We start from the raw sequence: 21,015 nt of genomic DNA, 5'->3' as shown, positions 1-21,015 counted from the left end.
CTCTTTTCATTGCGCGTCATCGATGCATCCGGGTCTTGGAGCCCTTGACCCGCGCGGGTGACATTGGGTGCGAAGCGCTCGTGTGAAGCCTATCTTCGCAGGTCAAAGACGTTGTTGAGCGGTCGACGCCGTCGGACGTGGACTCCTTGACTGGGCTAGCTGCGTGTGACCGTTCACGTTTTCGCAGGTCAGGACCGGTTTTCGGGGGTATCGGTCCGAAGTGGCGAGCACGGCGCTCAACGACCCCTTGACTCGGAGTGTGACCACGGTGGCGCTACTGGATCTGGACAGGTTGACCGACGGGCTTGCCGAAAGCACCTGGGGAGTGCTTCTTCGTGACTGGGACAGCTCTCTGCGGGCGGCGAATCATCCGGAGACGACCCGGTACAACTACTTGCTCGCCGTCGCCCAGCTGGCGCGATTTCTCGTCGATTCCGGCGGTGTGCGGGATCCGGCGTTGATCGGCCGTAAGCATGTGGAGTCGTTCCAGGTGTGGATGATCGAAACCCGCTCTCCCGGTACGGCGCTGAAAAGCACAAGGCGTTGCAGCAGTTCTTCCGGTGGCTGGTCGAGGAGGGCGAGATCGCGCAGTCGCCGTTGACGTACGTGAGGCAGCCCAAGGTGCGTCAGAAGGTGATCCCGGTGATCTCCGATCAGGACACGGGCCGATTGCTGCAGGCCTGTGCCGGCAACGGCTTCACGCAGTTGCGGGATCAGGCGTTGATCCGGATGTACTGCAACACCGGGGCGCGGCTGTCGGAGATCGGCAGTCTGCTGGTGACCGACGTCGACTTGAACACCGAGGCCGTCTATCTGCGCGGCAAGGGTGGCAGGGACCGGTGCGTGCGGCTCGGAGGTCGAACTGCGCGATCGTTGCGCCGCTATCTGCGGGCCAGGGCGCGACGCGTGGGCGAGGGCGGCATCGCCGAGTTGTGGTTGGCAGAGCGCGGCGTGCGGCCGTTGCGGCCGAACGGGATCAAGATTCGGCTGAAGCGGCTGGGGGAACGCGCGGGGGTTGACAACGTCTACGCGCACCGATGGCGGCACAGTTACGCACACGAGTGGAAGCTGAACGGTGCGGACACCGGCGATCTGATGCTCATCCTGGGCTGGTCGTCGGACGAGACGCCCCGCCGGTATGGGGCCAGCGCAGCCGCGGAACGAGCTCAGCAGGTCCATGCCCGTCTTGGCATCGGCGAACAGGTGTAGGTCCTCGTGTTGAAGATGGGTCGTGCGGCGTTGGAGCGGCCCTCGCCGCACTCGGTGGTGGTCTGGTGCCGCTGAGGCGTCGTTTCGGTGCCCTGCGAGGATGTTCGCTGTTCGGTATTGACCGAACAGCGAACAGGCGCAATGATGATGTATGTGGCCACGGAGACGCTTCTGGTTGATGCCTTCGCTCAGCTCGGCATCGACGCTCACGCGCCTACCGAAACGTCAGACAGCGGTGTCGACCTGGTGCTCGACGTCAACGGAGTGCACCTAGCCATCCAATTGAAGCGACGTGCCCTCGTGAACGACGCCGTCGCAGAAAAGGCACTCCAGGAACCCGCTCCGCCTGGCTTCGCGTTCATGCTCGTCGGTGACCGTGTGACCGAAAGCGCCCGCAAGATCCTTACTGCACGGGGAGCCGGCTATTTCGACCTGCGTGGTCGCCTCGCGCTGCGCGCCGACGGTCTGGTGATCGACGCCGAGGTGGAGCCTCTACGAGCGCGATCTAAACGAGCGAGCGCCTTGCGAGGTAGGGCCGCGCTGGAAGTTGCCTGTGCAGTCTTGATGCAGCCCAAACAAGGGACTGCCGTCCGCGAGCTGGCGCGTCAACTTGGACGCTCTGCCAGCACAGTCTCCGAAGTTCTTGCCGCGCTGCGCGGTGAAGGGCTGGTGGATGCCAAGAACGCGGTTGCGGACTCTCGCCTGTTCTGGCATGTCGCCGATCATTGGGCGACCCCGCGTACCTATCTAGCGCAGCTGCCGATATCCGGCGATGCGCCGGTTGCCCAAGCGCTACGGCTCGGCCTGGAGGACGCCGCTGCCGGGATCGGCTGGGCGTTGACGGACTCAGCTGCCGCGGCTGCCTACGGTGCGCCGGTAGCGTTCCGGTCGGGACAGGTCCTGGACTTCTATGTCCCAGACCAGTCCATTCAGCATCGCGCCGCCACGTTGCTCGGCGCTGCGGCGAAACCATCGCAAGCTCGAGCAACCGTCAGGATCGCCCCGGTACCCGCCGTTGTGCTCTCTCGCTACGAGCCCGCTAAGAACCCGCTGGGGTGGCCTTTGGCACACCCCCTGTTCGTCGCGCTCGACCTGGCATTGGATGCCGGCCGCGGGCGAGAGATTCTTGACGCCTGGACGCCGGACGAACGGTGGTCCCGTGTCTGGTGACCGCGTCACCTTCCTCGGCGACGCGATGGCGCCCGTCGTGCAGGGTGTGATCGAGGCCCGACGTCTGCTCGGTCAATCTCCGGTGATCGTCGGAGGTGTAGCCGTCCTGTCCCGGCTGTCGAATCCGTATCGCGCTACCGTTGACCTCGACGTGGTCGATCGATTGCACGGTGAGGTGCCACACCTTGAGGTCTTGAGAGCCGCTGACGGCGCGGAGCCGGTCAACCCCGCCGCCGTCCTGCTGCCCACGCCCTATGGCATGGTGAAAGTCGACGTCCTCGAGGTACGTCAGGCCGAACTCGATATGCCTAGCGACGACCCCGGCGACCGCTTGCACGCATCGGCACATGCGTGGGCCAACGACACCGCTACCGACATGACGCTTGAGGTCGTCCGGGCCAATGGCGATCACCTCGAAGTGACCACGCTTGTGGCTGAGCCGGGGCCACTGGTGGCGATGAAGCTCCAGGCAGTGATGAACCGTCAAGCCGAAAAGCAGGGGACGGATCTGCTTGACATCATCCGACTTGTCCTCGACGGTGCCACTCGGCCCGTCGTGCTCGGTCAGATCGGTAGCGTCGATCCATCGGTGGCGAAGGACATTGCACTTCATGCGGATCTCTGGTTGGTACGCCGCCGTGATCAAGGGCTGCACTGGATCAGATCCGTCGGCGGCGGCGACATCACATCGGACGATGTCGACCTGGTATCGGACCTCCTTCTCGCAGCATGCGACCGCGGCTGAGTCACACCGCCTTCGGTGGTCCGCGTTGCTGCTTCGCAGCGACGACGCGGCGTTGCGGAGAACGCTGATACATCACAGCGACCGCGGTTCAACAAGACGACGGTGACGGCATGCCGCAGGCGGCTCGGGGAGCGGTCATGTGTTCTACACACATGCGTCTATCCCGGCGCAGCCGGGCATCAGCTCAGGATTGCAGGAACGTCAGGAGATCCGCGTTGATGGTCTCGGCCTGGGTGGTGGGCATGCCGTGCGGGAATCCCGGGTAGGTCTTGAGTGTCCCGTTGCGCACCAGCCGGGCCGGCAGCGGGGCGGAGTCGGCGTAGGGCACGATCTGGTCGTCGTCGCCGTGCATGACCAGGACCGGCACCGTGATGTTCTTGTGGTCCTCGGTGAAGTTGGTCTGCGAGAACTCGACGACGCCGTCGTAGTGCGCCTTCGCGCCGCCCATCATGCCCTGCCGCCACCAGTTCTGGATGATCGCCTTGACCGGCTCGACGCCCGGTGCCCGTGCGGTCAGCAGATGATCTCTGCCCGGATGCTTCGCTGCCGGCGTGAGGACCGGGTTCGAGCAACGCGAATGGCCCTCTCGGGATTTGGCTTACACGCTCCGAAGTGACCATAGCCACGTTTGAGGTGGTGCGCCTTGCCGGATTCGGGGATCGGCTGTGCGACTTGTCGAGAGTCCGCTGTACTAAATAGGCGTGACGCGATGGAAGCCGCGATCCAAGGTGCGGACCACGGCTTCCATCTTTTCGGCAGCGAAGATGCGATATCGGAGACACCGGCAAGCGCGAACCGAGGGTAGAACTATCGGATGTTCTTGATCGCTCCCCGGATCGTGATGCTGCCCTTGCACCTCGGTCCCACGTTGCATTCGAACGTGATCAGATCGTTGTAGCCGACGGTGTCGCCGTCACGCACGGGCTTGAAGGTGCCGTGGAAGTGGTAGCCCGGCTCAACATTGTGGCCGGTCATGGTCCGCTGCGCGACACCATTCAGGCTCCAACGCATCCCGCGCTGGGACACGTTGTTCACGATGATCCGCTGCACGGTCGGCGTGATCTTGTACCCCCAGGGCGCCGTGTTGCCACCGCACTTGTGCTGGTAGGTGAAGGTCCCGTTGGTATCCGTCTTCATGTAGAACTTGTTGCATCGAATCTGCTCGCCGCCCGACGCCGGAGCGCCGCCGCCCGGGTCCGGCGCCCGGCTCGGGCCGTCGGCGTCCTTCGGTGCCGAAGCGTTCTCGTTCTCTTCGGCGGCCGCCATCGCCTCGAACTCCTCATTGAAAGGAGCCTCGATCGGGGCCGAGCCTTCGGCGCTCGTCTGCCGCGCGAGGCCGTCGACGAGAATCCGCGCTTGGGGCGCGCTGGCGGCATCGACCGTGAGCGTGAGGGTGGAGCTGTACGACCCGGAGTCCGAAGGAGCTGCAACCGTCGAACCGACCGCGACGTCCGCGGGTGCAACCCTGCCGCGGTCGGCCTGGGCCGGCGCGACCCAGTAAAGCGAGCCCACCGTCGCGACCGCGACGGCAGCGATCATCCTGTTCTTTCGCACCCGCATCCCATCCATAGGCGTCACCTTTCGTCGTGATCATCTTAGAAAGGGCGCGCTCGCCTGCGGAGGCCGAGTACATAGAGAGTTGTCACGCTCTCAAGGTGTTAGGGGTTGGTTTCTGAGAGTGGGATGCCCTTGTATAATTCTTTCGCGCCAACTCTCCACTATGGATTAACGTGGTGGAGAGGCGGTCGTGGAGTTGAAGCGACGAGGCGCCCTCGAGATCTCAACTCCCCCGTGAGCTTCGTCTATCGCGGCTTCGCCATCCAACCCACAGTCACTACGGGCTAGCCAATCAACGCACGTTTGCGCCGGCCAATGAGCCGATCGTGGCGATTCTTGCGTCGGCTGCCGGGCATGACCACACAGCCTCGTGCCCGTCGGTTCGCGCTTCCAGCGGGTGGCTGCCTGGATGCAGGGGGCATTCGGGCCAAATCGCTGGATAGCCGGCAGCTGGCAACACCTCGACCAGCTCATCTGCTACCCGATCTGCCACCTCTGCGAGTTCGCGGGCGGAGGTGTCGCCGTCGGGAACACTGATTTCCACGGTGGCGAGACCCTCGGCCGTGATCCGCACGATTGACTCACGCTTGCTTCTTGACCTCACGGGCTCGCAAGCCACGCGGAGCGGGTAGGTGGCGCTCACATCGTGCAGCACCCGGGTCAGGAGGTCCGGCAGGGCGACAGTCACAGTCGTGACTTTACCGCTGTCCTGTGCCGCCGGGTGCCGGGCGCCCCCGCCTACCGATGGGCCGCCGCAGCTTACCTTGCGGATTCCCGTCGCGGTCGGAGCGGCGACGGCACTCGCCTTCGCTGCCCCGACGGGGGTCACCCTGTCGCGATCGCTGACGGCGCCCGGTGAGCGTCCGGTGCGGTGGAGCGGCCTCGGGCCGGAGTGGTGCCCATGCGGGCGATTGGCCGCATCGCGCCCCTCCGAGTCCGCTTCGGTCATATCCGAAATGTACGTGCTATGAAGGCCAAACACCCGGCCTGTTGCGGCAGTGAGACGTCGCCCGGCGGGCGGCGGTCAGCCAGAGTGAGAAGTGAGGACCCTGGTTTGTCTCAGTTGCAGTAGTTACCTTCCGGTAGCCGCGACGTTTCACGGATGTCAACGGGCGGTCGCGCTGAGCTAACGGAGGCCGGACATGTCCATCCGCACCCGCATAACCGCCGTGTTGCTGACGGCATCGATCGTGGGCGTAGGCGTCGCCTCGCCCCCCGCTGTGGCCGCCGACAATGGCGTCACGTCTCGCGGAATCGAGATTTCCGCCTTCTACGCGTCGCCCGAAACGCTACCGGCGGACAACGGCACGCTGATCCGCACCGAGCCCATGTCTATGAGGTTGTCGCTGCCGGGCTTCACGCGCCGACTGCCCGGCGAAGCGACCCGGATCATGTATAAATCCACCGATTCGAACGGCAAGCCGGTCGCTGTCACCGGCGCCTACGTGGAACCGGCCGCGCGCTGGCGAGGGCCGGGACCGCGCCCGCTGGTCGTCTTCGCGCCCGGCACCATGGGCCAGGGCGACCAGTGCTCCGCCTCCCTGACGCTGGAGCGCGGCGTGGTCCTCAAGATCGGCTGGAAGAAGTCCACCGTGTCGATCGGCTACGAGCTCCTCGCTATCTACCGGCTCCTCGCCAAGGGCATCGCCGTCGTTGAGACCGACTACGTCGGTCTCGGCGCCACCGATCGGCTGCACACCTTCGTCAACCGCGTGGACTCCGGGCACGCCGTGCTGGACGCCGCCCGGGCGGCCAAGGCGCTCCCGGACACGTCGATCACCGCGGACTCGACCGTAGGCTTCTACGGATACAGCCAGGGCGGCGGCGCCGCGGCCGCGGCCGCGGAACTGCAGTCGTCATACGCTCCCGACGTCCCGCTGAAGGCCACCTACTCTGGCGCCCCGCCGGCCAACATCACCGAGGTCACGGCGGGGATCGACGGCACCGAGCTGGTGGGCACGCTCGGCTGGTCGGTGAACGGGTTCGTCCAATCCCAGCCGGACCTGCAACCGCTTCTCGACCAGCACCTGAACGACACCGGCCGGGCCGTGCTGAAGGACCTCTCCACCATGTGCGCCAGTGACGCGCTGGTCACCTACGCCAACAAGCGCAGCACGGCGTGGACAGTGAACGGTGAGTCCATGGTCGACGTCATCCGGGCCGAGCCCCGCATACAGAAGTTCATCGACGCGCAGCTTATCGGCACCGTCAAGCCGACCGGTGCCGTCCGGGTGGCCACCGGCGTCAGCGACAACGCCGTACCCCACGCCCAGGCCCGCATGCTGGCCGTCGACTGGTGCCGACTCGGCGCGGACGTCACCTACGCCCCGATCAAACTGCCCAATGTCGGCAGCCCCGTACTGAACCACGCCGGAGCGTATCTGGCCGACCAGGGCTCTGCCGTGAACTGGCTGACTGACCGGCTCGCGGGCCAGCCGGCACAGTCCACCTGCGCGACCCTGCCCAACCAGCCGTAGTCCGGCAGGTGCTGCACGCGGGTGAGCCGACCTCACTGGCGTGCAGCACTGTCCGTCAGCGGCGACAAGGCTCAGAGGCGAATAACCGCAGGTAAGCCGCTTCGAGGAACCCGACTTTTCCCACGGAAGCTGGGACGGGACACCTTTGGTTTCTCGATGTGCCAGATGCGTTCAGGGACGCTGACGAGCTGCCGCATGATGCGTTATGGTGGCCTCGCCGGTCACCGTCCAAGGTGACAGACAGCGCAAACAGAACTGGAACGCCGCTGCGCCCTTTGGGCGCCCTCTATACACCGCAGCCGCATTTTCGGCGACATGCCTCGCGGCAACAGCGTTCGGCGACGCTCCTCGACAGTCACTCGAGTGAAGATACCCGACGCGCGGCCGGCAGCCCTGATCACACACCCGCGAACCGCCTACGGCCGGTGATGCCTGGTCGCGCCCGATCGCGGGGTTCGCTGTCGTGGAGGCGCAGCGTGCAACAAGACGGTCTTCTCAACATCGGCCTTGACCTGGACACGGGAGAGCAATTGTCAAATCCTGTGGTTGAACGAGGCTGCGCGAAGCCATTGATCGAGGACTGCGAAGTCATCGTCGGTGAGGCCTTGCGACGACACGACGTGATGGAGGAGTGCTCGGCCGGGATGGTGCGCGGACACCCAGTCCCGATCGGTGTCGGTGATCTCGTCGTCGATCCAGGCGAACGGGCGTCCGTCTGCCCATGCCACCACGGTCCGGGTCTTCCAGTGAAGTCCGAACCACTGGTCCTGACGTTCGTGCTCGTCGGAGGGCTCCGGCCAGAGCACGACCGGTAGGCGTGGCAGCCCGATCCGGGGCGCGATCTCGGCGTTGGCCTCCTCTTCCCAGGTCGTGGCCCAGACCAGCTGGCATGGCAGCGCCGCCAAGCGATGCCCCACGTGTGGGTCGAGCCGCGCCAGATGCGAGGTTGACGCGTCGCCTGACGGCCGTCGCTGCGGGCCGTCGCCGAACGGCAGGAGCGGCCCGTCGACGTCGAGGAACAGCAGGGGGCTCTGCGCGGGATCGGTCATGCCGCGGTGACCTGTTCGCGCTCGACGAGCACGCCCTTGTCGAATCGGGCCCCGGCGCGCACGAGGGCGACCAGGTGAGGCGCGTTGACCGCGCGCCAGCGTTGCTGGGCCGACTCGATGAGCTTGAACGTCATCGCGAGAGCGGCCGCGCGGGATCCGGCACCGCGGGTGACCTTGGTGCGCAGCCGGACGGTAGCGAACGTCGACTCGATCGGGTTGGTCGTCCGCAAGTGGATCCAGTGCTCTGCCGGATAGTCGTAGAACCTCAGCAACACGTCCTGGTCGTCGACGACCTTCGCGACAGCCTTCGGGAACTTCGCCCTGTACTGCTTGGCGAAGGCCCGCACGGCGGCGCCGGCGTGCTCCTTGTCCTCAGCGTTGTAGATGTCCGCGAGGGCGTTCTTCGCCGCGGGCTGCGCCGACTTCGGCAGGGCATCCAGAACATTCGCCGTTTTGTGCACCCAGCACCGCTGTTCGCGAGTCTCGGGAAACACCTCACGCAGCGCCTTCCAGAACCCCAGCGCCCCATCACCGACGGCGAGCGCTGGGGCGCGCATCCCACGCCGGGCGGCATCACGCAGCAGATTCGACCACGACTCACCGGACTCCCGGTAACCGGCATCCAGGGCTATCAACTCTTTGCTGCCGTCGGCCCGGACACCCACCATGACCAGAACACACGCCTTGGCCTCGTCCAGGCGGACTCTCAGGTGCACTCCGTCGGCCCAGACGTAGACGAAGTCGGTCCTCGACAGGTCACGGCCCTGGAACGCCTTGTGGTCTTCGCTCCACTGCGCCGTCAGCCGGCTGACGGTCGCCGACGACAAGCCGGCCGCCGAACCCAGGAACTGCTCCAGCGCCGGGACGAAGTCCCCAGTCGACAGGCCATGCAGGTACAGCAGCGGCAACACCTCGGAGATCTTCGGCGTCTTGCGGGCCCACGGCGGCAGGATCGCCGAGGAGAACCGCTTACGCTCCCCAGTCGCCTCATCCACGCGCCGGTCGTTGACCCGCGGCGCTTTGACCTGCACCGGTCCAGCCGACGTCGAGATCGTCCGCTCGGCGTGGAAGCCGTTGCGCACCGCCAGCCGCCGACCGGACTCGTCCCGCTGCCCGGACAACTCGGCGAGGTAGCCGTTGACCTCCGCCTCCAACGCCGCGGCCAGCATCCGCCGCGCACCCTCCCGGACGATCTCGTCGATCAACGAGCCGTTCGGCGTCATCCCGTCGGCGTCAACTACGGTAAGCATGGGCGTGCCCTCCCAGCCGACGCGCCAACGTCGGCCTACTCAGTGACCTTCGAATCGATCGCTCGGGAGGGTACGTCCTCACCAAGCCGATCCACAGGTTCTGAGCATTGCTCCCCGAGGGGTGGCCGGGTCCCTATCAGCGGTCCGCCGACGCCACCCGGCCCGGCGACAACACCCCCCGGATCATGCGTACGACAGACCTCCGATAGCGCGAACGGTCAAGTGCTACTGAGCTGGAAACAGCGTTTGAGTGATGGTGGCCGTCCCGGCCGGCGGCGCCTGCTCGTGCATGGTGATCTCGTCGCCTGGTCGCAGGTGTCGCCATCCTTCGGGGCTGAGCGGAGCAAGGCGGATTGATCCGCATGCGCCTGGGTCCAGGCGGGGTTCCCGTTCGACCCAGATACGGGCAACGCGCAGGTCAGGATGGCCCTCCGGCATGACGAGCCCGAGGTCCCAAAGGGGTCGCAGTATGCCGTCGCCGGGTATCGCGGTCTTTCGAGCACCAGGCTGTTCAGGGCTGAATAGTTGGAGGTCCGCGCGGATGATGCCGTGGAGGGTCTCTGCTGCTCTCCAGTGACACCACGCCTTGGCGCGGTGCAGGTTCATTTCGGCGGCCGCGTCTGCCAGGAGGTTCCAGAACGCCGGCTCGGCGGCGTAGGCATCGCCCAGCTCCGTGAGTATGTCGAGCGCGATCTCGAACTCGTTGTGGTTGAGGTAGTCGATAGCGTCCACCACGGTGGTCCCGGCCTCGCTGGTGGCGGATTGAGGGACCATGACAGCCGCCTGGCGCAGTGGGTCGGGGATGTCCATACCCGTGATTCTTCAGCACGGCTTGAACACGCGGTCCTCTGGCGCTGGGCAGAAGCTGGACGTCCGGCTCACGAGATGACGGCCTCTTCCAAGATGCCGAACGCCTTCGTCTCGTTGTAGAGCTGGCCGGTGGCCAGGCAGTGGTGGAGTTGACCGAGTAGCCGGTTGAACAGGTGTCGCAGCGCCGCCGGGTGTCGGTCGCCGCGGTCGCGTCGTTGGTCGTAGTGGGCACGCGCCGGCGGGTGGTTCGTGATGGCCATGAAGCTCCAGACGAATCCGGCAGCGGCCAGCCGGTCGTTCTTGATCCGGCGATGGGTGATCGAAATGCTGCGGCCGGATGCCCTCGTGACAGGCGCCGAACCGGCGTAGGCCTTCAACGCACGCGCGTCGCTGAACCGGGCTCGGTCGTCACCGATCTCTGCCAGCACCCGGGCGGCGCCAGTTTCGCTGAGCCCCGGGAAGCTGACAAGGACCTCATAGTCCGGATGCTGCTGGAGTGCCGCCGTGACTGCTTCGGCGAGCCGGTCGACGTTGTCGCATGCGGTGTTCAAGGCAGCGAGCAGCGTCAGCGTTTGAACCCCCATGGCCTGCTCTACCAGTTGCGGCTGTCGAAGCTGAGGCCGTCGGAGAGCATGCTTTAGCTCGGTGGCCGTCGTGTCGATACCGCGTTGTCGGCCGGCTCGGCGCAGCGCGGCCGCGATCTGGGCCTTCGTCAGCCGGCCGCCGGCGCCCGGCGTCGACGCGATCGCCAACACCGCTCGGGCGGACGGCGTCGCCAGGTTGGTGGTGCTGCCTGCGAGGGCTTCGAGAAACGACGGGTAGTACTCACGCAGGACAGAGCGCAGTTCCTGGACGGCTTTGGTCCGCTGCCAGGTCGCATCCTGGTGCGCGCGGGCCAGGACGGCGATGGCGCGGGCCAGCTCACTGTCGGCCGGCAGTACCCGGTGCACGTGACGGTCGGTGCGTAGGATGTTTGCCAGGACCATCGCGTCGGCGTGATCGGACTTTGCCCTCGACACCGAGTGACGTTCGCGGTAACGGGCTACCGCCATGGGGTTGATCGCGAACACCGGTCGCCCGGTTTCCCGCAAGGCCGCAACCAGCAAGCCACGAGGGGTTTCAATCCCGACCGGGATTGGCGCGTCTGCGCTGTCGCCTGCCGCGGCCAGCATCTCGACAAGCTGCGTGAATCCCTCGACGCTCTCCTTGATCCGCTTCTTGGCGACCAGTTGTCCGGCCTCATCGACCAGGGCCACGTCATGATGCCCTTCGGCCCAATCGATGCCACAAAAAACCTGCACCAGTGGCCCTCCTCCCCAGAACTGCCCTATCGGGCGATGTATTGGCTGTTCAGAACCCTGGCGAGAACGCGCGGCGACCTAATAGCGAGGCTCTGGGCCTACCCTCCGATGAGCCGTTCGCGATCCCAGCAACACGCACGATCCCCGGTCTTGCGTCAGAGCTCAGCGGCTCAGCATGAATGAGGTATCGACCATGCGGGCGGGCTCGAACCACGAGCAGCAACCTGCCTTGACGAGCGGAGCGACGGCGGTCCGGACACGCCGACAACGCGCCGGTCTACCCAAAGGACTGAATGTCCAACTGACCCCAGACGTCAACGCGACGTCTCCGGACCGCCAACACGAGGTGCTCGATGTCCCGTCGTCCGTCTGTCGTGAGACCTCATAGGTCAAGGGCAGTAAAGACGTCCGAGAGTCTCACCGAGCACCCCGTTCGCCCTCTATTAGGGGCAGTAAGTCATACCGGACCGAGCGACCGAGCAGTCCCCGGCTGGGGACGATCAAAAAGGTAACGGGGGTAGCGCCAGGCGATGCCGGTGCGGTTGACGTAGAGGATGGCGTTGAAGATTTCCCGCAGGTCGTAGGTGGGGGTGCGGCCTTTGATGCCGATTGAGGTGCGGGCGTCGGTGCGGGCCTGACGCCAAGCGGTCAGCCGGGGCGCGATCAAGGACCAGCGGGCGTCGGACAGGTCGGACGGGTATTTGCGACGTTCGGTCATAGCGGTGGATTACGGCAATGGCGGCCTGTGGTGAGGACGCTATGTCCGTCGATTCCATGGTGGAAGTCAATGAAACACGATCGAGGGATGAAAAGCCGCGAAGCTGCACAGATGTGAAGCAGTCGATAATGCGTGATTCGGGTAGATCGGCCAGTCGGGACCGTCGCTGGCAATTTCCAAATGCCTGATAGCACCATCAGTACTAATAAAACGTCCAGTCAGAGGGCGGTAAGGGAGATTAGGTCCGTTTCTGGGTCAGGACGAATATTCCGGGCTCGGTCTCGGTGACGATGTCGCGGCTGCAGGCGTTTGAGCTTCGCGCGGGTGCCTTCGATGTGTTTGGGTAGCGGTTCGATGTCGAGGGCGAGGCAGATGTCCTTGGCGCGCATCCCAGCGGCGGCTGGGCGTAGGACCGTGAGGATCTGCTGGTAGGCAGAGCTGATCACGGTCGGGTCGTCGGCGGTGAACTCGGTCGCGGCGAGGCTGTGCAGCATGGTCCGGGTAGTCGCCAGGTCGTCAAGTTCCCGGTCGATGCCAGCGAGTTCGCTGGTCAACTGGCTGATCTGGTCGCGGAGCAGGTCGGCGGTCGCTGTGGCGGCGCTCTGCCGGTCGGTGATCAGCTTGATGATCGTGTCGTAGTGCATCGCCTGAGGCCTTACGCGTTTCGCCAGGTCGGGGTGCTGGTCCCGGTCAGTCGGCGGGCCATGGTCGCCATCGACGCCCACAGCGTGCGCGACACGCTCGACTCCGGCCGGCTTTCGTACTCGCGGGCCAGGCGGCGGTGCAGCATCAGGGTGCCGTACACCTGCTCGACTATCCATCTCTTCTTGACCGGCACGAACCCGGGCCGGGCATCGGATCGCTTGACGACCTCGACGTCGATGCCCAGGACCGCGCCGTGCACGCCGACGTCCTGCTTGAACCCGGCGTCGACCCAGGCCACGGTCACCGTCGGGGTGTGTTCGGCGACCTTGTCGAGCAGCCGGATGCCGATCGCGTTGTCGGTCACCGAGGCCGCGGTCACGACCACCGCGATGATCAGCCCTAACGCGTCCACGGCCAGGCCCCGTTTGCGGCCGGGCACCCGTTTACCAGCATCTTTGCCCGTCGTTGTGGCCGGGACGTGGTTGGCGGCCCGGATCGACTGGGTGTCCAGCACGACCGCGGACGGGTCCTCGCGGCGGCCGGCCCTCTCCCGTGTCTGGCAGCGCAACCCCCATTCCTAAACCGCGTGTCGCTCGCACCTTGGTTCGAGGTAGTACGTCCTCCGCCGGATGATGTGCGACGGCCGTCCGCCGAGTGATCTGCGACAGCAGGAAGGCGTATCGCGGCAGGTGAGTGCGCCCACGGTCTCACCGCGCAGTCTGGCGGACGGCCTCCTCCGTTCGGACGTGCGGTTGGCTGGCTCGGGGGACGCCAAGGAAGTTGATCAGCGCCTAGCGTCTGACCGGTGCGCGACCTTGGAGATAGCACGGGGGCGATCGTGCCTGGTGATCACGGCCCTGAACTGAGCGACGATCCGCTCACTGCGGCCGACGGGCTCGGGCGGGCGACCCAGCCACCGCCGCCCGAGCCGGACGTGAGCCGGTCGCCGACCCCGCAGTGGCGGGGCTGGCTGGTGCCGGTCGGTGCCGTAGCGGCCGCGATCCTGGCCTTGGGAGCGCAGGATTTCGCCACTGACCAACCACCACCGCCAGAACCCGCACCCGCAGCGGTGCGGGTGATCGTTCCAGCGGGGCGGGTCGAGCTGATCGTCCGGGACGGCGATCTCGTGGAGGCGAGCGGTTCGGTCGAGGATGGTGAGCTGTGCGCGCCGGGCCCGGTCGGCAGCGATACCTGCCCGTTTGGCATCCGGGTGCCGGGCGTCAAACCGACGGGCGGCGCGACGCTGCGCGGCCGGTGGCATCAGGGTTGGCTGTCCGACATCCAGCGGATGCCGTACGCGCCCACGTCGGCCGGCACGCTCGCGGACTTCGATCTGCCGGACACCCCGCCGTGTCCGGCCCCGGCCGGTGGCTGGCGCGACGGCGAGGACCGGTCCGACGACCAGGTCCACGAATATCTGCACGCACATCCCGACCAGTTCGCGGCACCCTTCGCGACGCACGTCGGGAACGCCCGCATCCTGGTGGTCGAGGTGGTGAGCGGCGACGTGGACCAGGCCCGGGCGGCGTTGACCGCGATCTACACCGACAACCTCTGCGTGGTCGCCGCACCCGGCGGGCACAGCATCGCCGCTGAGAACAGGCTGCAGGCCACCACCGGCGAGGCGGTCGGGGCGCTGATGGACGAAGACCTGGGCATCTACACGGCCTCCTCGGAGGACGGCAAGCTACGGGTGAACATGGTCCAGCTGACCCAGCCGCTGTACGACAGGTTCGCCGCGATCGGCCTCGACCACCTGATCCTCGACCCGTGGATCCGCCCGGCCGGCCCGTAGTCCTAGCGGAAGCGGCGGATGCGGCTCTGAGCGCGGCGTCGTCTGTTCTGGCGAGGGAAGCTCAGCGGCGGACCTCTATAGTCGGCGTGCGGCTACCCAAGGTGGGCCGCACACAGGGGTGAGGGGTACGAGTGTTTGACCTGCTGGTTGAGCGCCCGGGGCGCATTCTGCTTATTGCGGCCGTGTTAGCAATTCCCGGGCTGCTGGTTTTCGCTGCCCGGCTTGTTGGAGCGGGACGTAGGCTGCGCATTTGGCCCTGCCTCGTTGTGTCTTGCCTGTGGGCCCTTTACGCGCCGTACGAGGCTTCCTTGCAAGGGAAGGGCTTCAACATCCGGGCCGATCTCGTGCTGATCCACCCGGGTCTCACGCTCTGCTCGGTGCTGGCATTGACATTCACCGTGATCCCCCGCCCTCGTGCGGGTGTGGGTCCGGCCGGTGGCGCAATGCTGGGCGGCTCATCCGAGCAGACCTGAGCACCGCGCCGGGCTTGGTTGCCTTGGGGTCAAGGCGCCGTCGGAGGACTGGGAGAGACCAAGGGGCCACATGGGGGAGCCTACGAGGGGCCACGACGGCGGATTGTGCACCCTTGTACGGGATGAGCCGGTTCGAGTCCGACGGCCCGGCGTTTCCCGATTTCGACAGCAACGCTGACAGCAACCGGGCCGGACGATCTCGACCGCAACGGGGCGCCGCCGGACAGCCGTCCGAGTTCACGGCCATGGACGGACGATGCGGGACGGGCCGCCCGGAACTTACAAGCGAGGGGGTCCGAACAGAACCTTCAGACCGGCAACGGATGTCATGATCGCTGCGTGGTGAGCATCGCGTGGGCGGCGAGCTTCGTGGCTGTCGAGTTCGTCGAGAGTAGCGACGGGACGGGCCAGCTTCAGGTCTATGCCCAATCCGGCGGGTTTGCCGGTCGTGGCGCCGCGTATTTCGACGCGGTGCACCTCATAGAGTTCGCTGGCTCGCTCGATGAGTTCCCGCTACCTCGCGGCCTGGAGCTGGCAGGCGGCTTTAGCAGCCGAGAAGCCCCTTACGAATTGGAAGAGGAACTCGTTGGGCTGCGCTTCCATGCTGTTGGAGGACGAGGGCAGGTCGGGATCGGTGTTCATCTCGCTGGCGAGTGTTGGCCCGATACCCGACCGGAGTCGGTGTCGGAGGTCCGCTTGGAGCTGCTGACGACGTATGAGCGTCTTCGAATCTTCAGCGGCGACTTCGTCGCGGTTGCTCGCGGTCAGCTCGACCGGGCCGAGATCCACGAAGAGGTCTTGATCTAATCCGTAGCAGGGTGACTAATTGAGGGACAACCGGGTGGCACGAGCCCGGACGACTATGGACGCTGACGGACTATTTTCCCAGCTTACGGCGCACCCGAGCGCAGGTCAGACGGCATGATCGTTTCCCTGACACGGAACAGGTCGACGCGATGTCGGGAGTTGCCCCCTGATCTTGGACACTTGAAACTGGGATCGTGATGGTCCTGGTGGACAGGAGTCCTGGAAGACGCGCCGCGCGAGCGCGGCACGGCCGGCCGCGCTCGGCCTGCTGGCGGCCTTCGGCCGGCATCGGCCGGCGCGCCGGCCCGTTCTTGCTGTGGCGTTGATCCAAGGGGATGCCTCCGGCGGGGCACTCGGGCTTCGGGGATGGTGGCCATCCCGCCCGCCGTCGACCCAGGCGAAGCCGAGCAGACCTGTTCCAGGGCGCCAAGGTCGTTCGTCCGGTGGGGCGCTCCACCTTGGCGCCCTGGACCAGGCCCGCTCCACGGTGTGTGGGTCGACGGTGGACGGGATGGCAGGGAGGCAGGTTGGGGTGCGCAAATGCCAGCGGGCGTACAGAGCGACTACGGCATTTTGAGCAGGGCGCGCCAGTCGACACCAAGCGCGCCCAGTGTGCCGAAGAACAACATGAGTGAGCCGACCACTATGGCGAGCGTTCGCCCGTAGGCAACCAGGAACCGGTACTCCCGGCTGCCTTCCGGGATGTCCCTGCCGAAGTGTCTCTTGGCGTTCGTGGGCCCGGCCTGTCCGAACTTCCGGTTAGCCACTACTGCGAATGCGCCCATGAGAGCGCAGGCGGCACTTATCAGGCGATCCATGTGATCACCTTGGCAGGAGCGGCTGAGCACCGGCGCGCATCACGCGACTTCACCATCACGGCTTTGGGGTTCAAGTCCTCACCTCGAGTCGCTGTACAGCAGCGAAGTACAGCAACGCCAGCAACCGCACCGGCCGCTACCCACCACCCACGCCCCGCCTGACCTCGCACGGAGCTCGATCCATCCGAGCTGCCGGGACTCCTTAGGTTCGGGGTTCGAATCCCCGGCGGCCCACCCTGGTGACCTGCGGTTTCCCCGACTACGACTGTCCGTTGTAGTGGGTGGGCGCTTGCTGGTCACTCGTTGTCGCTTGGACTGTTTCGGATGCATTCGGGTGTCGCGCAGCTTGGTGCAGCCCCCTGACCTGCGGCTTTACCGGCGGCAGCGGTGTTAGCGCGGGGTGGTGTGGTGGACGTCTGGGCCGGCCGCGGCGGCGGTCCGGACGGGCGGCGGCGGCGCAGGTTCTTGGCGGTCATCTGGGCGCGGGCATTGCGGGCGGTGGTGAGGATGAGCCGGGCGGTGGCTTCGGCGGCCTTGTGCTGGGCGGCGGGTAGCACGCTGGTGTAGGTGTCGGCGGTGAGCACGATGCTGGCGTGCCCGAGCTGGTCCTGGACGGTCTTGAGGTCGGCTCCGGCGGTGTGCGCCAGGCTGGCCGCCCCATGGCGCAGGTCGTGCAGCCGGACCGGTGGCAGGCCGTACAGGTCGGTCAGGAAGCGAAGCCGTTTCGTGAAGTAGTTCGGGTGGAAGGGCAGACCGTCCGACCGGGTGAACACGTACCCGGACGCCCGTCAGACACGGCCGGTGACCAGGTACTGGGCGCGTTGGCGGCGCAGGTGTGCGCGGAGCACGGTGACGGTGCGCCGGTCCAGTGCGATGGTCCTGCGGCTGGCCGCGGACTTGGGTGGGCCTTCGATGACCTGGTAGCCGACCGTGGTGCGCTGGTTGGTGATGGTGAGCTGCCGGGCGTCGAGGTCGACGTCGTGCCAGCGCAGACCGGCGGCCTCGCCCCGGCGCAGGCCGCGCAGGGCGATGAGCCACCACAGCGGCACCGGCTCCCACTCGGCCCTCTCGACACCAAAGCGTCGCGCCCATCGGCCGTCCAACGCTGCCGCCAGCCATACACCGCGGTCTGCGACACCCGCAGCCTGCGAGCCACCTCCGGAGTCGGGTCGGTCCTGGCTTCTCGCTGGGAAGCTGGGCGCTGCTGCGCGTCCTCAGCCTGCCGCTGGGTGAGATGGCCGGCGAGGTCGGGGCGGGATTCGGCCTGCACGGCGGTCCGGGCCTGCCGAGCGTCGGCCTGGGTGCGGTAGCCGCCGTGACTGATCTGAACCGGCTTGCCAAGCAGGTCCCGGATATAGCAGCGGTAGTACCAGGTGCCGTGCCCGCGCTCGCCGATACGCGGGCAGCGGGTACGCAGCCGCCGCCGGGTGCCGGCGTCGCGGCACCCGCATTGCTTGAACAGTCCCGGCGTTGCCGTGAAGCCCTCCCACCGTCAGCTGCGGTCTATCGCTTCACGGTCCGCCTCCCACGCCCTCGATCACTGTCCGCCGGACGAGTGACCATCATCGGTACCGATCGCTACGCCGCGCCGATCGTCAACAGCCTTCGGGCTGGCAGGTGAGACGAATGCATTGTTCCGATGAGAGCGCGTGTGTTATGTGGCCGGATACATCGGGATTGACTCGCCCGTTCGCTCCTGGTCCAACGGTTACGAAGAGCTCCATAATTTGGCTGGCGAACTTCGCGTGGCAGGCAGGCGGCGTAATTGCCTCCCAAATGACGGAGGCCCCTGATAGATCATGATCAGAAGGCGAGCGTGAACCGGGTCCCGGCTGACCGACAACCGGCAACCGGCAACCGGAGAGGGACACCCGAGAGATGGCAGACGACGACCACCCGGTCCAGTGCACCTTCTTCGGCACGACGTCGGTGTTCGTGAGCGACGGGAAGGCCAGCATATTCACCGACGCGTTCTTGAGCAGACCACCGCTGCTGCGCGTCGCGCTGGGACGCATCGCGCCCGATCGCGACCGTATCAGCCAGGCGCTGACCCGTGGACACGTGGAGTGTCTGGACGGCATCTTCGTCGCCCACTCCCACCACGACCACGCCATGGATGCACCCGAGGTGATCAGGCAGCTCGGCGGCACGCTGTACGGGTCCGAATCGACCCTCAACGTCGGACGAGGCGCCGGCTTGAACGAGGACAGCCTGCAGCTCATCGTCGACGGCGATGAGTACACCGTCGGCGACTTCGGCGTACGCGTCTTCGAAGGCCTGCACAGCCCCGGCAACCGCTATCCCGGCACGATCGATGCGCCCCTCACCACCCCGGCCAAAGCGAGCAGCTACCGCGACGGCGGCTGCTACTCCTTCCACATCACCCATCCGACCGGATCGATCTTTGTCCACCCCAGCGCCAACTTCGTCCCCGACAAGTTCGAAGGCGTGCAGGCCGAGGTGCTCTACCTCGGGATCGGTTCGCTGGGGGCGCAGCCAGAGCATTTCCGCGAGGACTACTGGCACCACGTCGTCGAAGCCGTTCGCCCCAAGCTCATCATCCCGGTGCACTGGGACAACTTCATGCAACCGCTCACCGAAAAGCTGCGCCCGATGCCGACGTTCATGGACAGGCTCACCGACTCCAAAGACTTCCTCGACCGCAAGAGCACTGAAGGCGGTTGGACCATCCGCTTCCAGGACCCCTTCGAAACGATTACGCCCTTCGCATCCTGAACCGTGGCGGCGCTCTCGCGGGCCCTCCAGCTTGATACGCCCGCGAGGCGCGGGAACGAACGGAAGCACGAGCCCGCTCGCCGGCCCGGCGGGTGCTCGACCGGCCCGGCGACTCGGTCGAGAATTACCGCAGCGTCGAGGAGGCCCTTCACGAACTCGCCGGCCGCAGCGAGAGCGAACGGCAGCGGTTCCTGTCCCGGTACGGCGTTGACAAGACCCGCCTGCGCAACTACGACGTGGTCTGCGACACCACGAGTGCGGAGCCGGAGCAGGTGGTCGCGCGCATCCTCGAGGCGCTTGAGAGGTACGCCGGCACCCCGTCGGCACCGCTGTGCCATCTCGATCCCAGTCGCGTGCGCCGGACCGCGGCGACGGAGGAAGACGGCGAGATCGTCGTGCGCTACCAGGCGCGGACTTTCGTTGCCGTTCGCGGAGGCCGGCAGCTGAGCGCCGCGGTGGATACCGGCGAAATCATGACCCCTATGGTCCTCGCTGGCGAGGGGTAGCAAGCCGGTCCAATGACCGCGGAGCCCTAAGATCGGATCCGCTACTCTGCCGCCGTCCGTGCGCGCGCTGGTCCGCGCGGAACCGGTCTATGCTCAGCCGTTGGCTGTTGCCAGCCACGCCCGGCGAGCGGGATGACTCCGCACCCCGCCCCGAACACCCATGCGCGTCTCCGCGAAGCCGGCCATCCTGGGAGCCCGCCCGTCCGGTGAGGACAGATCTTGAGTTGTAGCCCTGTCCTTTACACCTGGGAAACGATGATCGCTGCGGCTACGAAGCCGCTGAAGCCAACCACGTACCCGAGCATGATCCCTGCCGCTCGATAGGGCGGCCGCAGCGCCAAGGAGCAACCTGCAATGGCGCTGCCGGCGATCGCTGCCGACATGGGTCCTAGCCCCACCGCCAGTTGCCCATTGCCCGTGCAGATGAGCAAGTCTGGGTTCCCGCACGCGTCGCTGGCGTAAGGAAAGATCAACAGGCCAAACAATCCGGCAGCTCCGGATCCGAGCATCAGGAGCACCACGGCGATCACAGCGCCGACGCCGATGCCGCCGGTCTGGTTGTCCCGCGGGTTCCCGGCCAGGAATAGAGGCGGACCCGGTTCGCTCACGTTCTGTTACGTTACCGTGAAGGTTCTACCTTTGGCCCCGGTCTGCCCCTTTAGGCGGCCCGAGGCTTCTTCGCACGTTCGCGCCTGCCGCCGGGCGGGAACCGCCGGGGTGCGCCCAGCGAAGCGCCCGGGCGCGGGCCCCGAGCGGCGGGCCTCCGGCCCGGCCCTGCTGGGCGGCGCGAGCGGCCTGCGGAGCGGGCCGCCTTGAACCCGTAAAGAAACTCATCACAAAGTCGGCTTCATCCTCGTGTCGAGTCTCATGACCTGCGTGACAGATCGGTATCAGGACATGCGTGACACTCCGCCGAGTGTTGGTGGAGATCAGCGTGACGGAACAGCGG

22 protein-coding genes and 3 pseudogenes are annotated in these 21,015 nt (G+C 66.4%); 10 read left to right on the top strand and 15 right to left on the bottom strand.

Annotation, left to right across the window (positions count from 1 at the left end):
• Positions 1-220: 220 nt before the first annotated feature.
• From AB0B58_RS26130 to AB0B58_RS26115, 4 genes are all read left to right on the top strand, one after another.
• Positions 221-601, top strand: a complete 381-nt coding sequence (locus AB0B58_RS26130) for a phage integrase N-terminal SAM-like domain-containing protein (RefSeq protein WP_360228643.1) — start codon at positions 221-223, stop codon at positions 599-601.
• Positions 493-1,209, top strand: coding sequence for a tyrosine-type recombinase/integrase (locus tag AB0B58_RS26125; protein ID WP_360228640.1), 717 nt, complete (start codon positions 493-495; stop codon positions 1,207-1,209). Before AB0B58_RS26130 ends, AB0B58_RS26125 begins: the two co-directional genes overlap by 109 nt.
• A 153-nt stretch (positions 1,210-1,362) precedes the next feature.
• A complete protein-coding gene (locus tag AB0B58_RS26120; protein ID WP_360228637.1) occupies positions 1,363-2,379 on the top strand; it encodes an ArsR family transcriptional regulator in 1,017 nt (338 codons plus the stop codon).
• Positions 2,369-3,124, top strand: coding sequence for a hypothetical protein (locus tag AB0B58_RS26115; protein ID WP_360228634.1), 756 nt, complete (start codon positions 2,369-2,371; stop codon positions 3,122-3,124). The genes AB0B58_RS26120 and AB0B58_RS26115 overlap by 11 nt, the downstream gene beginning before the upstream one ends.
• Before the next feature lie 184 nt (positions 3,125-3,308).
• Here AB0B58_RS26115 and AB0B58_RS26110 read toward each other — a convergent pair whose 3' ends face one another.
• The 3 genes from AB0B58_RS26110 to AB0B58_RS26100 form a co-directional block, all read right to left on the bottom strand.
• A complete protein-coding gene (locus tag AB0B58_RS26110; RefSeq protein WP_360229007.1) occupies positions 3,309-3,599 on the bottom strand; it encodes an alpha/beta hydrolase in 291 nt (96 codons plus the stop codon).
• 332 nt (positions 3,600-3,931) lie between these two features.
• Positions 3,932-4,693 carry a hypothetical protein gene (locus AB0B58_RS26105; protein WP_360228631.1) on the bottom strand — a complete coding sequence of 254 codons (762 nt, stop codon included), beginning with the start codon at positions 4,691-4,693 and terminating at the stop codon, positions 3,932-3,934.
• Positions 4,694-4,973: 280 nt separating this feature from the next.
• A complete protein-coding gene (locus tag AB0B58_RS26100; protein WP_360228628.1) occupies positions 4,974-5,369 on the bottom strand; it encodes a hypothetical protein in 396 nt (131 codons plus the stop codon).
• A gap of 646 nt (positions 5,370-6,015) precedes the next feature.
• Here AB0B58_RS26100 and AB0B58_RS26095 point away from each other — a divergent pair.
• Entirely contained in the window at positions 6,016-7,158 is a 1,143-nt protein-coding gene (locus tag AB0B58_RS26095) for a lipase family protein (RefSeq protein ID WP_360228625.1), read from the top strand.
• A 533-nt stretch (positions 7,159-7,691) separates the two neighbouring features.
• Here the strand turns inward: AB0B58_RS26095 and AB0B58_RS26090 are convergent.
• The 7 genes and pseudogenes from AB0B58_RS26090 to AB0B58_RS26060 form a co-directional block, all read right to left on the bottom strand.
• Positions 7,692-8,207, bottom strand: a complete 516-nt coding sequence (locus AB0B58_RS26090; protein ID WP_360228622.1) for an HAD domain-containing protein — start codon at positions 8,205-8,207, stop codon at positions 7,692-7,694.
• Positions 8,204-9,457: an IS256 family transposase gene (locus AB0B58_RS26085; RefSeq protein ID WP_360228619.1), complete on the bottom strand. Its 1,254-nt coding sequence runs from the start codon at positions 9,455-9,457 to the stop codon at positions 8,204-8,206. The genes AB0B58_RS26090 and AB0B58_RS26085 overlap by 4 nt, the downstream gene beginning before the upstream one ends.
• 225 nt (positions 9,458-9,682) lie before the next feature.
• Complete coding sequence (locus AB0B58_RS26080; RefSeq protein ID WP_360228616.1) at positions 9,683-10,267, bottom strand: hypothetical protein; 585 nt, start codon at positions 10,265-10,267, stop codon at positions 9,683-9,685.
• Between the two features lie 68 nt (positions 10,268-10,335).
• The gene (locus tag AB0B58_RS26075; protein WP_360228613.1) at positions 10,336-11,568 is read right to left on the bottom strand and encodes an IS110 family transposase; all 1,233 of its coding nucleotides are present in this window, start codon (positions 11,566-11,568) and stop codon (positions 10,336-10,338) included.
• Positions 11,569-12,085: 517 nt separating this feature from the next.
• Positions 12,086-12,286: pseudogene (locus AB0B58_RS26070) on the bottom strand (transposase); the annotation flags it as partial.
• Positions 12,287-12,504: 218 nt separating this feature from the next.
• Entirely contained in the window at positions 12,505-12,930 is a 426-nt protein-coding gene (locus tag AB0B58_RS26065) for a hypothetical protein (RefSeq protein WP_360228610.1), read from the bottom strand.
• Positions 12,931-12,941: 11 nt separating this feature from the next.
• Positions 12,942-13,499 (bottom strand): annotated as a pseudogene (locus AB0B58_RS26060) (transposase); the annotation flags it as partial.
• A gap of 270 nt (positions 13,500-13,769) precedes the next feature.
• On the opposite strand from AB0B58_RS26060, the gene AB0B58_RS26055 reads away from it, so the two are divergent.
• From AB0B58_RS26055 to AB0B58_RS26045, 3 genes are all read left to right on the top strand, one after another.
• Positions 13,770-14,726, top strand: a complete 957-nt coding sequence (locus tag AB0B58_RS26055) for a hypothetical protein (RefSeq protein ID WP_360228607.1) — start codon at positions 13,770-13,772, stop codon at positions 14,724-14,726.
• Between the two features lie 131 nt (positions 14,727-14,857).
• On the top strand, positions 14,858-15,199 hold the full coding sequence (locus AB0B58_RS26050; RefSeq protein WP_360228604.1) for a hypothetical protein: 342 nt from the start codon (positions 14,858-14,860) through the stop codon (positions 15,197-15,199).
• Positions 15,200-15,538: 339 nt separating this feature from the next.
• Entirely contained in the window at positions 15,539-16,006 is a 468-nt protein-coding gene (locus AB0B58_RS26045; RefSeq protein ID WP_360228601.1) for a hypothetical protein, read from the top strand.
• 563 nt (positions 16,007-16,569) lie between these two features.
• Here AB0B58_RS26045 and AB0B58_RS26040 read toward each other — a convergent pair.
• The 4 genes and pseudogenes from AB0B58_RS26040 to AB0B58_RS26025 all read right to left on the bottom strand — a co-directional run.
• Complete coding sequence (locus AB0B58_RS26040; protein WP_360228598.1) at positions 16,570-16,824, bottom strand: hypothetical protein; 255 nt, start codon at positions 16,822-16,824, stop codon at positions 16,570-16,572.
• Between the two features lie 296 nt (positions 16,825-17,120).
• Positions 17,121-17,597: a tyrosine-type recombinase/integrase gene (locus tag AB0B58_RS26035; protein ID WP_360228595.1), complete on the bottom strand. Its 477-nt coding sequence runs from the start codon at positions 17,595-17,597 to the stop codon at positions 17,121-17,123.
• 15 nt (positions 17,598-17,612) lie between these two features.
• Positions 17,613-17,873 carry a hypothetical protein gene (locus AB0B58_RS26030; protein ID WP_360229016.1) on the bottom strand — a complete coding sequence of 87 codons (261 nt, stop codon included), beginning with the start codon at positions 17,871-17,873 and terminating at the stop codon, positions 17,613-17,615.
• 29 nt (positions 17,874-17,902) lie between these two features.
• Positions 17,903-18,094, bottom strand: a pseudogene (locus tag AB0B58_RS26025) (helix-turn-helix domain-containing protein); the annotation flags it as partial.
• 608 nt (positions 18,095-18,702) lie between these two features.
• Here AB0B58_RS26025 and AB0B58_RS26020 point away from each other — a divergent pair.
• Together AB0B58_RS26020 and AB0B58_RS26015 are read left to right on the top strand one after the other, a co-directional pair.
• Complete coding sequence (locus AB0B58_RS26020; protein WP_360228592.1) at positions 18,703-19,560, top strand: MBL fold metallo-hydrolase; 858 nt, start codon at positions 18,703-18,705, stop codon at positions 19,558-19,560.
• Between the two features lie 92 nt (positions 19,561-19,652).
• Complete coding sequence (locus AB0B58_RS26015) at positions 19,653-20,066, top strand: hypothetical protein (RefSeq protein WP_360228589.1); 414 nt, start codon at positions 19,653-19,655, stop codon at positions 20,064-20,066.
• Positions 20,067-20,305: 239 nt separating this feature from the next.
• Here AB0B58_RS26015 and AB0B58_RS26010 read toward each other — a convergent pair whose 3' ends face one another.
• Positions 20,306-20,674, bottom strand: coding sequence for a hypothetical protein (locus AB0B58_RS26010; protein WP_360228586.1), 369 nt, complete (start codon positions 20,672-20,674; stop codon positions 20,306-20,308).
• Between the last annotated feature and the right edge of the window lie 341 nt (positions 20,675-21,015).

Origin of the sequence: Actinoplanes sp. NPDC049118 (assembly GCF_040648555.1) — a bacterium.
GTDB lineage: Bacteria > Actinomycetota > Actinomycetes > Mycobacteriales > Micromonosporaceae > Actinoplanes.
The sequence above is the reverse complement of the archived record's forward strand: the minus strand, read 5'-3'. Positions and strand labels throughout refer to the sequence as shown.

Coding starts and splice junctions, on each gene's coding strand:
- AB0B58_RS26090 (WP_360228622.1), bottom strand. CDS start 8,207: ATGACCGATCCCGCGCAGAGCCCCCTGCTGTTCCTCGACGTCGACGGG.
- AB0B58_RS26105 (WP_360228631.1), bottom strand. CDS start 4,693: ATGGATGGGATGCGGGTGCGAAAGAACAGGATGATCGCTGCCGTCGCG.
- AB0B58_RS26020 (WP_360228592.1), top strand. CDS start 18,703: ATGGCAGACGACGACCACCCGGTCCAGTGCACCTTCTTCGGCACGACG.
- AB0B58_RS26080 (WP_360228616.1), bottom strand. CDS start 10,267: ATGGACATCCCCGACCCACTGCGCCAGGCGGCTGTCATGGTCCCTCAA.
- AB0B58_RS26085 (WP_360228619.1), bottom strand. CDS start 9,457: ATGCTTACCGTAGTTGACGCCGACGGGATGACGCCGAACGGCTCGTTG.
- AB0B58_RS26040 (WP_360228598.1), bottom strand. CDS start 16,824: ATGGATCGCCTGATAAGTGCCGCCTGCGCTCTCATGGGCGCATTCGCA.
- AB0B58_RS26095 (WP_360228625.1), top strand. CDS start 6,016: ATGAGGTTGTCGCTGCCGGGCTTCACGCGCCGACTGCCCGGCGAAGCG.
- AB0B58_RS26065 (WP_360228610.1), bottom strand. CDS start 12,930: ATGCACTACGACACGATCATCAAGCTGATCACCGACCGGCAGAGCGCC.